The organism is Nocardioides fonticola, assembly GCF_039536805.1.
GTDB classification, from domain to species: domain Bacteria; phylum Actinomycetota; class Actinomycetes; order Propionibacteriales; family Nocardioidaceae; genus Nocardioides; species Nocardioides fonticola.
The window spans coordinates 179,789-192,409 of sequence record NZ_BAAAZH010000017.1 but is presented as its reverse complement, the minus strand read 5'-3'; the positions used below and the strand labels follow the sequence as shown (position 1 = coordinate 192,409).

At 72.7% G+C, this 12,621-nt stretch carries 11 protein-coding genes and 1 tRNA gene; 6 read left to right on the top strand and 6 right to left on the bottom strand.

Annotation, left to right across the window (positions count from 1 at the left end):
* Positions 1 to 39: 39 nt before the first annotated feature.
* From ABD671_RS13145 to ABD671_RS13135, 3 genes are all read right to left on the bottom strand, one after another.
* The gene (locus ABD671_RS13145; protein WP_344733844.1) at positions 40 to 633 is read right to left on the bottom strand and encodes a hypothetical protein; all 594 of its coding nucleotides are present in this window, start codon (positions 631 to 633) and stop codon (positions 40 to 42) included.
* A gap of 66 nt (positions 634 to 699) precedes the next feature.
* Positions 700 to 1,866, bottom strand: a complete 1,167-nt coding sequence (locus ABD671_RS13140; protein ID WP_344733843.1) for a hypothetical protein — start codon at positions 1,864 to 1,866, stop codon at positions 700 to 702.
* Entirely contained in the window at positions 1,866 to 3,401 is a 1,536-nt protein-coding gene (locus tag ABD671_RS13135; protein WP_344733842.1) for a cysteine peptidase family C39 domain-containing protein, read from the bottom strand. The genes ABD671_RS13140 and ABD671_RS13135 overlap by 1 nt, the downstream gene beginning before the upstream one ends.
* Before the next feature lie 284 nt (positions 3,402 to 3,685).
* Between ABD671_RS13135 and ABD671_RS13130 the strand changes: the two genes are divergently transcribed.
* The gene (locus ABD671_RS13130; protein ID WP_344733841.1) at positions 3,686 to 4,543 is read left to right on the top strand and encodes a hypothetical protein; all 858 of its coding nucleotides are present in this window, start codon (positions 3,686 to 3,688) and stop codon (positions 4,541 to 4,543) included.
* A gap of 56 nt (positions 4,544 to 4,599) precedes the next feature.
* On the opposite strand, the gene ABD671_RS13125 is transcribed toward ABD671_RS13130, so the two are convergent.
* Both ABD671_RS13125 and ABD671_RS13120 read right to left on the bottom strand, forming a co-directional pair.
* Positions 4,600 to 4,675: transfer RNA gene (locus ABD671_RS13125), tRNA-Gly, on the bottom strand.
* A 27-nt stretch (positions 4,676 to 4,702) separates the two neighbouring features.
* Positions 4,703 to 5,479, bottom strand: coding sequence for an SGNH/GDSL hydrolase family protein (locus ABD671_RS13120; protein WP_344733840.1), 777 nt, complete (start codon positions 5,477 to 5,479; stop codon positions 4,703 to 4,705).
* A 76-nt stretch (positions 5,480 to 5,555) separates the two neighbouring features.
* Here ABD671_RS13120 and dcd point away from each other — a divergent pair, with 76 nt between their 5' ends.
* The 5 genes from dcd to ABD671_RS13095 all read left to right on the top strand — a co-directional run bounded on the left by dcd (position 5,556) and on the right by ABD671_RS13095 (position 10,591).
* Positions 5,556 to 6,131, top strand: coding sequence for a dCTP deaminase (dcd, locus tag ABD671_RS13115; RefSeq protein ID WP_344733839.1), 576 nt, complete (start codon positions 5,556 to 5,558; stop codon positions 6,129 to 6,131).
* A 159-nt stretch (positions 6,132 to 6,290) separates the two neighbouring features.
* Positions 6,291 to 7,244, top strand: coding sequence for a siderophore-interacting protein (locus ABD671_RS13110; RefSeq protein WP_344733838.1), 954 nt, complete (start codon positions 6,291 to 6,293; stop codon positions 7,242 to 7,244).
* A gap of 126 nt (positions 7,245 to 7,370) precedes the next feature.
* On the top strand, positions 7,371 to 9,095 hold the full coding sequence (locus ABD671_RS13105; protein WP_344733909.1) for a sodium:solute symporter family protein: 1,725 nt from the start codon (positions 7,371 to 7,373) through the stop codon (positions 9,093 to 9,095).
* A 23-nt stretch (positions 9,096 to 9,118) separates the two neighbouring features.
* Positions 9,119 to 9,385 (top strand): hypothetical protein, encoded by a 267-nt coding sequence (locus ABD671_RS13100; RefSeq protein ID WP_344733837.1) that lies wholly within the window; start codon positions 9,119 to 9,121, stop codon positions 9,383 to 9,385.
* 468 nt (positions 9,386 to 9,853) lie between these two features.
* On the top strand, positions 9,854 to 10,591 hold the full coding sequence (locus ABD671_RS13095) for an aquaporin (protein WP_344733836.1): 738 nt from the start codon (positions 9,854 to 9,856) through the stop codon (positions 10,589 to 10,591).
* A gap of 22 nt (positions 10,592 to 10,613) precedes the next feature.
* On the opposite strand, the gene ABD671_RS13090 is transcribed toward ABD671_RS13095, so the two are convergent.
* Positions 10,614 to 12,506 (bottom strand): CocE/NonD family hydrolase, encoded by a 1,893-nt coding sequence (locus tag ABD671_RS13090; protein ID WP_344733835.1) that lies wholly within the window; start codon positions 12,504 to 12,506, stop codon positions 10,614 to 10,616.
* Positions 12,507 to 12,621 lie beyond the last annotated feature (115 nt).

The window sequence follows — 12,621 nt, the reverse complement described above, 5'->3', positions numbered from 1 at the left end:
GTCGTCGTGCGGACGCCGAGCCTCAGCGTGGCTTCACGCTCAGAGGTCGCCCACGTCGGAGGCGTCGGTGTCGTCGGAGATCAGGGCGGCCCGGGGGCCGGGCTTGCCGTGGCGCATGATGATGTTCGCGGTGAGGGTGACCCCGGAGGTCGTGGCCAGGCACTCGCGCGGCACGGTGACGACGATCGAGCGGCCCACCTTGGCCGTCCCGCCGCAGCCGTCGGGGATCTCGCGATCGCCCTGGTCCTGCCAGTTCACCTCGACCGTCGGGTCGCCGGTGTCGGTGTAGGTGATGACGGTGCCGGTGCATCCGCCGTCCGGCACGCCCTCGCAGAGGAGGAACGTCGCCCCCACCGGGTTCTTCTTGCCCGGGTCGGCGGCCTCCAGGGGCTTCTTTGTGGCGAGGGTGAAGCGGACCTTCCCGCCGCCGCTCGCGCCGGCCTTGAGGATCTCCAGGCTCTGCGCGATCTTCGTGAACTTCTTCGGCGACTGCGCGGCGATGTCGACGTCGGAGCCCGGGTCGGTGACCGACAGGCCGCTGGCCGCGTGGGCCGGAGCAGTGCCGAGCAGCGGGCCCGCGGCGAGACTGAGGGCGACGGCGGCGATGAGGCGGGGGAGGCGTGAGGTCGTCATACGCCCATCGTCGCGAGCCGACCTTTCGGAACCCTTGAGATCGGCCGGTCGGCCCGGGACCTCGGATCAGTCGACGGTGGCCGACACCTGCTCGTCGCCGCCCTCGGCGAGCACCGAGATGTTCAGCCGCGACCCCGCACATCGCGGTTCGGCGATGAACGACTGGCCGGCAGGGGCCTCGTAGGCGACGGTGAGGCGCGCGCCGTCCCAGCGCAGGAGCCGGGCGGGATCGGCGGCGTCGTCGGGGTCGCGGGAGAAGAACGCCGACCCCCCGCACCACGTCAGCGTGCCCGAGACGCCGGGGCCCAGGTCGAACCAGCTCTCGCCGCTGCGGGCGAAGTACTGCGCGTGCTCGACCCGGCGCGGCTTCGGGATCGTCGACCACACGGCGCCCTCCGGCGTGGGCAGGCCCTGCCACGCACTGCAGTCGGGGACGCCGGGCAGCGGGGTCGCCGTCGCGCCGTCCAGGGTGACGGCGGTGCGGCACGACGGTTGGGAGTCGTCGAAGGTCAGCAGGCCGAGGCCGGCGGTGGAGAGCAGCGCCGAGTTGAACCCCGAGCGCGGCGGCGCGCAGTAGCCGACCGTGCTCGACCGGGCGGCCAGGTCGACCTCGGCCAGGCAGTAGGCGCCGTCCTTCAGGGTGGGGTGCAGCAGCCGTGCCCCGGCGAGCGTCCAAGAGCCGCCGGACGTCGTCGGCACCGCGCTGCGGCCGTCGAGGCGCCACCGGCTCCCGTCCGCCAGGTCGACGACTGTGGCGATCGCGGGCGCACCCTCGGCGTCGTCCTGGGCGACCACGACCGCGTAGGCGTCGTCGAGCAGCGCGTCGCCGAAGGAGCGGCCCTGGCCGGACGCCAGCCGGATCCGCGCCTCGCCGTCGGTCAGCACCGCCGTGCGCTGGCTCTGGTCGAGGGTGAGGGTCCAGGTGCCGTCGGTCGTGACGGTGTCGATGACCCGGCCCGGCAACGGCGTCCAGTCGAGCAGGTCGGTGCTCGGCTCGAGGGCGACCGGATCGGTCGGCGTGCCCTGGGCGGGGGCGCCGGTCGAGCCGGACGGCGAGGCCGTGGGCGTCGCGGAGGCGCTCGCCGAGGGGCTGGGATCCCCGGATGGCGTCCCCGCCGCCGAGGTCGACGGCGGCGGCGACGGGGCCGGGGTGCTGGAATCCGCGCCGCCGCAGGCGGCGAGGAGGACGGGGAGGGCTAGCGCTAGGACGGCGCCGATCGGTCGACGGCGCATCAGACCCCGATGTTGTGCTGGAAGTGGGCCAGGTTCGCGCGGTAGGAGCGGTAGGCGCTCTGCCACTGCACCCGCGCGATGTAGGGCTCGGAGGGATCGAAGCGCTGCTGGTTCCAGGGCTCGAAGTAGCTGATCTGCACCGCGCCCTTCTGCGGGCGGTAGTAGCCGCGGCCGGCCTGGAAGTGACCCGAGCCGTCGTCGTCGAGGTAGGGGAAGTACTTCTTGAGCAGGATCGGGTGCAGGATCACCGGGGCCCGGTAGTCGGCGACGTGGCGGGCGATGAGGGTGACCCACTCGCGGTAGGTCCAGTCGCTGATGTCGAGCACGATGTAGGGGCCGGCGTGGTCGGCGTCGTCCCAGCCGGTGAAGCGGTTGACCACGCGCACCATGTCGCTGATCGCGGTGCCCGAGGTGGTGGTGCCGAGCTTGTCGGCCCAGTAGGCGGCGCCGAAGTCACGGCCGAGCCAGCCCCACGTGATCATCTGCATCGTGGTCGGGCCGCACCAGTAGGTGCGCACCTGCTCGGCGACCTCGCTGGGATCGAGCACGACGCGCTTGCGCGGATAGGACTCCAACGGCGGGGTGCTCGACGCGGTGGGCGAGGGGCTCGCGGTGGCGCTCGTCGTCCGCGTCGGGGACGGGCTCCTCGTCGGCGTGGGGCTCTTCGTGGGGCTGGGGCTCTTGGTCGGGCTCTTGGTCGGGCTCTTCGTCGGGGTCGGGGACTTCGACGGGGACTTCGACGGGGACTTCGACGGGGACTTCGACGGGGACTTCGACGGGGACTTCGACGGGGACTTCGACGGGGACTTCGACGGGGACTTCGTGGCCGAGGCCGACGGCCTGGCGGCCCGGTCGGCGGTGACCGTGCGGGCGTCGACGCGGGCCTCGGGGTGGGCGGCGAGGAAGCCCGCCGGCAGCGGGACGCCCTGGATGTCGTGGCGCAGGATCCAGACCTTCGCCACCGATCGGGCGGCCTGGCGCAGTTCGGCCCGTTCGCGGGCGGCGCGGGCGATGGGCGTCATCGAGGCGAGCCGGGCCAGGGAGTCGGCGGCGTCGAGGTCGCCGGTCTCCTGCACCGGTGCCCGTCGGGCCAGCACCTGCTCGACCGAGCGCAGCGCATCGGTCTGCACCTGCCGTTGGGTGCGGTCGGTCCATCCGGTGCCGAGGCAGTAGCGCTGTCCGGAGAACTCCGCGCAGCGCACGACCGTGTCGACGACCCGCCGGGCGTCGATCGCGCCGCTGCCGAGCGCCGCGCGGCCCAGGACGCCGTCCGGTGCGACCCGGTCGACGGTGCCGGCGAGGCGCCGTCCGAGCGTCAGGCCGGTGCCCACGACGCGGTCGATCTCGGCGGCGTCGGCCGCGCTGATGCGACCCCATCCGACGGCCTCGGCCGAGCGCGGCAGCCACCGCTGCTGGACCGACGGGCTGATCGCGCCGTCGTCGTCATCACCGCCGCGCGGCACGAAGGGGGCGGCTGCGAGGAGGGCGACGAGGCCGACGATGGTGAGCTTGCGGGGCGTGGTGAGACCGGACATGGCGGCCGCGGCTCCAGTTCGTGACGGGGAAGAGTCGGACGACACGGTACGTCACAGGAGTTCACTCCCGTCACACCCGCGCCGGTACGACCATCGGCGTCCTCGAGCCGGATCTGAGGGTCGCCCGGGTGCTGGCGGGTCGCTGTCCGGGCCGCTGTCCGGGCCGCTGTCCGGGATCGTCCGGACTCGCTCCGATCGGCCACGCTCCCGCGCGGATCCGCCCTACGGTCCGGTCATCCGGCTCCCCGGCCGATCCCGTCCCGACCCCTTCTTCCTGGAGTGTCATGCGATCCCCCTGTGCCGTCCGTCCCGCGCCGCGCCGCGCGGCCGCCGTCCTGCTCGCCGTCCTCATGGCTTTGGCCGCGCTCGTCTCGACCGCCGCCCCGGTCGTCGCCGACCCGTCCGCGCCCCGGGCCGGTGCCCTGCGCATCACCGATCTCGCGGTGCAGTGCGAGTGCGGCGGTGCCGGTTACCTCTGGGGCTGGAACGCCGTCGGCGCCTCCTACGCCGGAGCCCGTGAGGGCTACCGCTACCGCCTCGCGGTGGCTCGCGGCGCCCGCTCCGCGCTGCAGGAGTCCTACGGCGCCACCGGCTACGTCTCGATCTCCAGCGAGGACGCCGGCTTCGTTGCCGGCCGGCGCTACACCTTCCGGCTCCAGGAGTACCGGGGCAAGCGCCTCGTGCGCACCAGCGAGCCCGTGACCTACCGCATCCCCCGCCCGGTCGAGCACCCGCGCCAGGCCCGCTTCGACACCCTCACCGACCCCGAAGCCGGCGACGAGGTGATGGTGGCCGGTGAGACCTACTCGATCACCTTCGACGGCGCCTGGGGTGACGGCGTCCGGTTCGCCAGCGGTGTCGACCGGTACTTCGGGACGGCCGAGGGCGACGACCGCTTCGGCTACTACGAGGAGGAGGACTACCCCCTCCCGTTCGCGATCGGCACCCGGCAGCCCATCGTGACCTTCACCCCGACCGAGGACATGGTGGGGACGACGTGGAACGTCATCGTCGTCGGCTACCGCCCGACGAAGCAGGCCGACCCCGACCGCGGCGTCCGCAAGGGCGACCCCGCCCCCGGCAGCGAGTGGGGCTACCGCTTCTCGGTGCGGATCGTGGCCGAGGCGCCGGCCGCGGGCTGAGTCCGCAGACCGCCGGTCGCAGCGGACCGGCGGGAACGCCGGCTGCGGGTGGTGCGTGGAGCGGATGACGAGACTCGAACTCGCGACATCGACCTTGGGAAGGTCGCGCTCTACCAACTGAGCTACATCCGCATGCCGGCGGGCCGGCGGTTGGGAATGCTACCCCACCGCCGGCCGCGTCAGCGCGGGGTACCGCGGGGCGAGGCCGTCGCCGGAGGAGCGGCCGGTGAGGCGTCGGTGCACCCATGGCGCGGCGAACTCGCGCACCCAGGTGACCTGCTCGCGCACCTGCTCGCGGCGCGAGACCGGCTCCGGGTCGAGCAGCGGCAGTGGCGCCAGATCGTGGGCGACGCCGAGGGTGTCGAGCACCTCGATCGCCATCCGCTGGTGGCCGGCCGGGCCCATGTGCATGCGGTCGGCGTCCCAGTAGCGCCAGTCGCGGTACTCCCGCAGCCGCCAGAAGTCGACGACCGTCGCGCCGTGGCGGTCGGCGGTCTCGCGCACGAACTCGCTGTAGAGCGCGAAGCGGCCCCGCAGCAGGCGGTAGGTGGCCGACCCGCCGGGGTCGAACGCCGTCCACACGAGCACCCGGGCGCCGGTGGCGGCGAGTCGGGCGACGGCGTCGTCGTAGGCCGTAGCCAAGGTGTCGAGGTCGACGCTGGGGCGCAGGATGTCGTTGGCGCCGGCGTAGAGGGTGACGAGGTCGGGCTCGAGGGCGAGGGCGGGCTCGAGCTGCTCGGCGATGACCGGCAGCAGCTTGCGGCCGCGGATCGCGAGGTTGGCGTAGCCGAAGCCCTCCGACTGCGATGCCAGCACCTCGGCGACCCGGTCGGCCCAGCCGCGGACGCCGTTGGGCCGGGTCGCGTCGACGTCGCCGACGCCCTCGGTGAAGGAGTCGCCGAGGGCCACGTAGCGCGTGTAGGGATGCGGTGCCACGGCCCCGACCCTACGGGCCGGGATCGGGCCGCGGTCGCGCCCCCGGCGTCCGGGCCGCGGGCGATAGGCTCCCGCCGTGCTGCTGAGCGACCGGGACATCCTCGCCGAGATCGACGCCGGGCGGATCGCCCTCGACCCGTGGGACGAGGCGATGCTCCAGCCCTCGTCGATCGACGTGCGTCTCGACCGGTACTTCCGCGTCTTCGACAACCACAAGTACCCCTCGATCGACCCGGCGGCCGACCAGTCCGACCTCACCCGCGTCGTCGAGCCCGACGGCGACGAGCCGTTCATCCTGCACCCCGGCGAGTTCGTGCTCGGCTCGACCTACGAGGTCGTGACGCTGCCCGACGACATCGCCGCGCGGGTCGAGGGCAAGTCCTCCCTCGGCCGCCTCGGCCTGCTCACCCACGCCACCGCCGGCTTCGTCGACCCGGGGTTCTCCGGGCACGTCACCCTCGAGCTCGCCAACGTCGCGACCCTGCCGATCAAGCTCTACCCGGGCATGAAGATCGGCCAGTTCTGCTTCTTCCGCCTCACCTCGGCCTCCGCGCACCCCTACGGCTCGGAGAAGTACGGATCGCGCTACCAGGGCCAGCGCGGCCCCACGCCGTCCCGGTCGTTCCAGAACTTCCACCGCACCCCGATCTGAGGCGCCGCCGCGCCGTCCGAGCGCGGGACTTGGGGGGCGAAACCCGATGTTGTGGAGCGAAACTTCGCCCAACAACATCAGGTTTCCCCGGCTGACCGGGGAAACCTGCAGGGCGTCAGCTAAGGTAAGCCTAACCTTATCCAGCTGATCGGAGTCCCTGTGCTCGCCACCGCCCGCCCGCTCCTCCTCGAGGAGGTCGAGGTCGTCGCCGTCGAGCGGCCCTCGCCGTCCTTCGTCCGCGTCGCGCTGGCCTCGCCCGCGCTGGCGCAGTTCGGTGTCGAGGGGCGCCGCAGCCTCGCCGACCAGCGCATCAAGCTGATCGTCCCGGCGCCGGGCGAGCGGCTCGACCCGTTGGCGACCCTCGGCGAGCACTGGTACGCCGAGTGGCGCGAGCGCCCGCAGCCCGGCCGCGGTCACCTGCGCACCTACACCGTGCGCGACGTCGTCGGCACGGGGGAGCAGACCCGCGTGGTCGTCGACATCGTCGTGCACCCCGCCACCCCCGAGACACCGCTCGGTCCCGGCGCCCGGTGGGCAGAGGCCGCCCAGGTCGGCGACCGGGTCGGCCTGGTGGCCCCCCGGCGCGGACACCTCTTCGGCGGCATCGAGTTCGAGCCCGGGACGGCGTCCCGGCTGCTGCTGGCGGGCGACGAGACCGCGCTGCCGGCGATCGCCGCGATCCTCGCCGACCCGCCCCCGGGCGCCAGGGGCGTCGCGTTCGTCGAGGTGCCCACCAGCGCCGACGTCCTCGACCTGCCGCACCCGGACTCCATCGCCCTGCAGTGGCTGCCGCGCGACGGCGCGGCCCACGGCACCCACCTCGGCCCGGCGGTGCTCGCGTACCTGCGCCGCGAGGACGCCGCCGCCCTCGCGCTCCCCGAGGTCGAGGACGTCGACCCCGACCTGTGGGAGACGCCGGTGTTCTCCTCCTCCGGCGAGGACGTCGAGCAAGGGGTCGAGGCCGGGCCGCACGATGACCTCTACGCGTGGATCGCCGGCGAGGCGGGCGTCGTCACCGCGCTGCGCCGCGCCCTCGTGCAGGATCTCGGCCTCCCCCGCCGGCAGGTCGCCTTCATGGGGTACTGGCGTCGGGGCGCCGCCGTCCGCGACTGATGCCGCGGCCGGCGTGATCCGCATCGCGGATGGTCCGTACTCGTAGGGATGAGGGTCCCCTCAGCGCGACGCGGCTAGCGTCTCGGAGGTTTCGGACCTCACCCGCGAAGGAGACCCATGGCGCCCCTGGCCGCTGACACCCTCATCGACGCGCACGCGGTCGACTACCTCATCGTCGCGCTGTACTTCGCGGTGGTGCTGGGCATCGGGGTCGTGGCGCGGCGGCAGGTCTCGGACTCCGTCGACTTCTTCCTCAGCGGCCGGTCGCTGCCGGCCTGGGTGACGGGTCTGGCCTTCGTCTCGGCCAACCTCGGCGCCGTCGAGATCATGGGCATGTCGGCCAACGGCGCCCAGTACGGCCTGCCGTCGGTGCACTACTTCTGGATCGGCGCTATCCCCGCGATGCTCTTCCTCGGCGTGGTGATGATGCCGTTCTACTACGGCTCGAAGGTGCGCTCGGTGCCGGAGTTCATGCGCCGCCGCTTCGGCACGGGCGCGCACCTGGTGAACGCGCTCTCCTTCGCGCTGGCCCAGCTGCTCATCGCCGGCATCAACCTCTACCTGCTCGGCAGCATCGTGCACGCGCTGCTCGGCTGGCCGCTGTGGGTCGCCCTGATCGTGGCCGCCGTCATCGTGCTCTCCTACATCACCCTCGGCGGTCTCTCGGCGGCGATCTACAACGAGGTGCTGCAGTTCTTCGTCATCGTCGCGGCCCTGCTGCCGCTCACCCTGATCGGCCTGCACCGGGTCGGCGGCTGGGACGGGCTGAAGGACAAGATCACCGCGGCCGCCGGGGTCGGCGACGCCCCGAGCGCCGCCCAGCAGCTCAACTCCTGGCCCGGCAACGCACTGTCGGGCTTCAGCTCCGACTGGCTCTCGGTCGTCGGCATCGTCTTCGGCCTCGGCTTCGTGCTCTCCTTCGGCTACTGGACGACGAACTTCGTCGAGGTGCAGCGCGCCATGGCGACCGACTCGATCTCCTCGGCCCGCAAGACCCCGATCATCGGCGCGTTCCCGAAGCTGTTCGTCCCCTTCATCACGATCCTGCCGGGCATGATCGCGGCGGTGCTCGTCACCGAGATCGCCCAGGTGAAGGCCGGTCAGAGTGTGGCGGGCGGCGCCTCCGGCGACGGCGTCACCTACAACGACGCCCTCATCTACCTGATGCGCGACCTGTTGCCCAACGGCCTGCTGGGCTTGGCGATCACGGGTCTGCTCGCGGCGTTCATGGCCGGCATGGCGGCCAACATCTCGGCGTTCAACACCGTGCTCAGCTACGACCTGTGGCAGCAGTACGTGGTCAAGGACCGCTCCGACGACTACTACCTGAAGGTCGGTCGCCTGGCGACGGTGGCGGCCACCGTCATCGCGATCTTCACCGCGGGGTTGGCCTCGAACTTCAGCAACATCATGACCTACCTGCAGACCCTCTTCGGGTTCTTCAACGCCCCGCTGTTCGCGACCTTCATCCTCGGCATGTTCTGGAAGCGCATGACCGCGACCGCGGGCTGGGTCGGTCTGGTCGCCGGCACGCTCTCGGCGGTCACGATCGCCTTCCTCAGCGAGGACGCCTTCGGGTCCGCGAGCCTCGGCGTCATCGGGGTCTCGGGCCAGGGGGCCTCCTTCCTCGCGGCCTCCACCGCGTTCGTCGTCGACGTCGTGTTGAGCATCGCCGTCTCGTTGGTGACGACGCCGAAGCCGGTCGAGGAACTGCGCGGACTCGTGTACTCCGAGACCGCGCGTGAGGACCTCGTCGACCCGGACGAGGCCGGGTACCCGTGGTACCGCCGCACGCTGCCGCTCGCCGGCATCGCGCTGGCCCTCGTCGTCGTCCTCAACTTCGCCTTCTGACCGGCTCCGAAAGGATCACCGCCATGGCCACGACCTCCACCGGACGGCGCACCGCCGGCCTTTTCGACATCCGCACCATCATCGGCGGACTGCTCGGCGTCTACGGACTCGTGCTCACGCTCATGGGCGCCTTCGGTGACACCGAGGAGTCCAAGACCGGCGGCATCAACGCCAACCTCTGGGCCGGACTCGGGCTGCTGGTCGTCGGCCTGGTCTTCCTGGCCTGGGCCCGGCTCCGGCCCGTGACGGTGCCGGCCGAGAAGGCTCCCGCGGAGCCTGCCGAGCGCTGACTCCCGGGTGCGGGCACGTCGAGGCTCGCTTGCGCTCGCGCCTCAGTGGCCGGGGGCGTCGGTGGTTGAGGTGCCCGAGCCCCTGGGCGAGGGCCTCGAAACCTCCGCACCTGGACGGCGTCCGGTACCGGTGTGCTTGCGGGTGCGGGCACTTCGAGGGTCGCTGCGCTCGCACCTCAGTGGCCGGTGCGGCTCGCGTGCGCTCGCACCTCGACCACCGGTGCGGCTCGCTGCGCTCGCACCTCAGTGACCGGTGCGGCTCGCGTGCGCTCGCACCTCAGTGACCGGTGCGGCTCGCGTGCGCTCGCACCTCGACCACCGGCCGGAATCCCGTGCCAGGCAAGGCTTTCCTCGATCAGCAGAGCCTTCCCTGCGTGATGTGTTCCACTTCACGCTTTCGCGTTCCATGTGCACACCATGGAGGGGTCGGCGGGCCATCGGGGGCCCGCCCGTTCCCAGGAGGGATCCATGGCGTCCACGCTCAGCACCTCCCAGACCGTCACCTCCCCAGCGGCCCCTCGAGCCGTTGACCTCAGCACCTGCGGGGCCGAGGCGATCGGCACCTTCGTCCTCGTCGTCGGCGGGCTCGGGGCCGCCGTCCTCACCGGCGACGTGATCGGCCCCATCGGCGTCGCGCTCGCGTTCGGCATCGCCGTCACCGCGATGGGCTCGGCGCTCGGCCACCTCTCGGGCGGCCACTTCAACCCCGCGGTCACCGTCGGGATGGCGGTCGCCGGTCGGCTGCCCGTCGTGGCGGTGATCCCGTACGTGCTGGCCCAGCTGGCCGGCGGCATCGCAGGTGCGGCGGTGCTCTACGAGGTGGCCTCCGGTCGGCCCGGCAGTGCCACCGCGGGCGGGTTCGCCACCACCGGCTACGGCTCGCACTCGCCCGGCGGCTACGACCTCGCCAGCGCCTTCGCGCTCGAGCTGGTGCTCACCGGCGTCTTCGTGCTCGTCATCGCGCTGGTCACCGCACGCGGCCACAGCACCGCGCTGACGCCGTTGGTCATCGGACTCACCCTGACCTCCCTCATCCTGGTCGCCGCGCCGGTCACCAACGCCTCCCTCAACCCCGTCCGCTCGATCGCGCCGGCGCTGTTCGTGCCCTCGGTGCTGGGCCAGCAGTGGGTGTTCGTGGCAGCGCCGATCCTCGGCGGAGCGGTGGCCGGGCTGATCGCCCGGTTCTGGCACCGCGCGGTCGACTGAGCTCGCACCGGGCCGGACCGGCTCAGCGCAGGGTGGGGACCGTCAGCACGGACGGCGTGTCCCCACCCGTGTGCACCGTCATGACGCCGAGGCCGTTCACCAGGTCCGACAGCGTCGGCACCAGGTGCGGGGTGTCGTAGGCCTGGACCGCGATGCGCAGCCGATGGCCGGGCGCGATGCGGGCCGCGGTCGGGAAGACCTCGACGTCGACCGGCACGATCGCCCCGCTCGGCACCGCCTGCTTCGAGGCGGCGGTGAACGGGTGGAAGGCCTGGATCAGCCGCCCGCCGAGGTAGCGCGAACGCGCCCGGTCCAGCGCCCGGAACGACAGCACCTGCCAGCCGCCGGTGAGGCGGCTGACCGAGCCGTCGGGGGCGACGTCCTCGACCGCCACCGAGAGCATGCCGTCACCGCCGAGCGAGGTGACCGAGGTGTAGAGCCGGGCGTTGATGGGGCCCTGGATCGAGACGGCCCGCTTCAGCGGCGCGGTGTCGAAGGTGACGCCCGCGAGGTCGTTGAGCCGGTTGTCGCTCAGGCACGGGTTCGGGAAGGGCGACTGGTTCGGGATGCCGGCGGTCCACTGGTTCGTCGAGCGGGTGCACAGCCCCGCCGCCGGGATCGGCGGGATCGCCGCGGTGCCCGTGTCGGCCGAGCTCGTCGTCAGCCCGCCGGGCGTGCCGGGGGTCGCGGAGCCGGAGAGCCGGAACGTGGTGGCGCGTTGCCGGCGTCCGATCCAGTCGGGGGCGGTGCGCCAGCGTCCGCTGCCCTGCTCGTAGTAGGTCAGCGGTGCGATGTCGTCGTCGAGCGTCGGGTCGGGACGGCCCTGCACCCAGTGGTCGAACCAGCGCAGCTGCAGCTCGCTCAACGTGCCGTGGCCGGCGTCGGCCAGGCCGGTGCCCGCAGAGGCCTGCAGGTGATCCCACGGGCCGATGATCAGCTTCGTGGGGACGCCGTTGGCCTGGAGACGTTCGAAGAGCAGGGGCGTGCCGCGCTGGAAGAGGTCGTACTCGCCGCTGATGAGCAGGGTAGGCACCCGCACCCGGTCGATGACGTTGATGGGGGAGCGCTCGGCGTAGAACGGGCCGTCGTAGGCCTGCTCGCCGCTGAGCAGCGCCTCGGGGATGAGCGGCAGGGTGAAGCCCGCCGCGCCGAGGAGATGGTCGGCGAAGGTGGAGAGGCCGGCCTGCGGGTCGGTGGCGGTCACGGCCGGCGGGACGACGCCCGCGCCGGTGACCAGGCCCAGCCACAGCGGCATGAAGCTGGCGTCGACCTGGCCGCCGCTGGCGACGATGTCGCGGTAGACGTCGGCGCCCGGCACCTGCGGGAAGATCGCCTTGAGGCCCGGCGGGCGACCCGCGGCGGCGAAGATCTGGCTGATGCCCATGTAGGAGGGGCCGCTCATGCCGGTGCGGCCGTCGCTCCACGGCTGTCGATGCGCCCACCGCATGATCTCGACGGCGTCCTGGCCCTCCCGGGCGCTGAAGGCGCCCCACTGGCCGGCGGAGCTGCCGGTGCCGCGCGCGTCGACGGTCAGCTGTGCGTAGCCCCGGCGGACGAGGTAGTCGGCGCTGCCGCCGCCCAGCGGGGAGGAGGCGAGCACGGTCTTGTTGTAGGCCGTGATCGTGACGATCACGGGGAACCGTCCCTCGACCGCGGTTCCCGACGCGTCGGCGGGCAGCACGAGGTCGCCGCGCAGGACGACGCCGTCCGACATCGGGATCGCCAGGTCGCGGCGCACGACCGTACCGGGGTACTGGGCCGGTCGCGGCGACCAGGCCTGCGACCGGTGGTGCGAGGCGGTGGGCTGCTCGGTGCGGACGCTGCGGACGGCGCTGGCGGCCTCCGCGGTCGGGAGGATCGTCACGACCACGGTGCAGGCGGCTGCCAGGGCGAGGAGGGGGCGGAGAGGACGCACGCCCGATCAACGAGGGCCTGTGGCGGTCGTCACGTCGGGGTCCACTCCCTGGGACGTCGGCAGCGAACCCCGGGGACCCCGGAGACGCCGCGGGGGCCGCACCGGTGTCGGTGCG

What these genes read in the sequence shown, in the direction of transcription:
- ABD671_RS13145 (WP_344733844.1), bottom strand. Translation starts at nt 633, where the DNA reads ATGACGACCTCACGCCTCCCCCGCCTCATCGCCGCCGTCGCCCTCAGT.
- ABD671_RS13140 (WP_344733843.1), bottom strand. Translation starts at nt 1,866, where the DNA reads ATGCGCCGTCGACCGATCGGCGCCGTCCTAGCGCTAGCCCTCCCCGTC.
- ABD671_RS13135 (WP_344733842.1), bottom strand. Translation starts at nt 3,401, where the DNA reads ATGTCCGGTCTCACCACGCCCCGCAAGCTCACCATCGTCGGCCTCGTC.
- ABD671_RS13130 (WP_344733841.1), top strand. Translation starts at nt 3,686, where the DNA reads ATGCGATCCCCCTGTGCCGTCCGTCCCGCGCCGCGCCGCGCGGCCGCC.
- ABD671_RS13100 (WP_344733837.1), top strand. Translation starts at nt 9,119, where the DNA reads ATGGCCACGACCTCCACCGGACGGCGCACCGCCGGCCTTTTCGACATC.
- ABD671_RS13095 (WP_344733836.1), top strand. Translation starts at nt 9,854, where the DNA reads ATGGCGTCCACGCTCAGCACCTCCCAGACCGTCACCTCCCCAGCGGCC.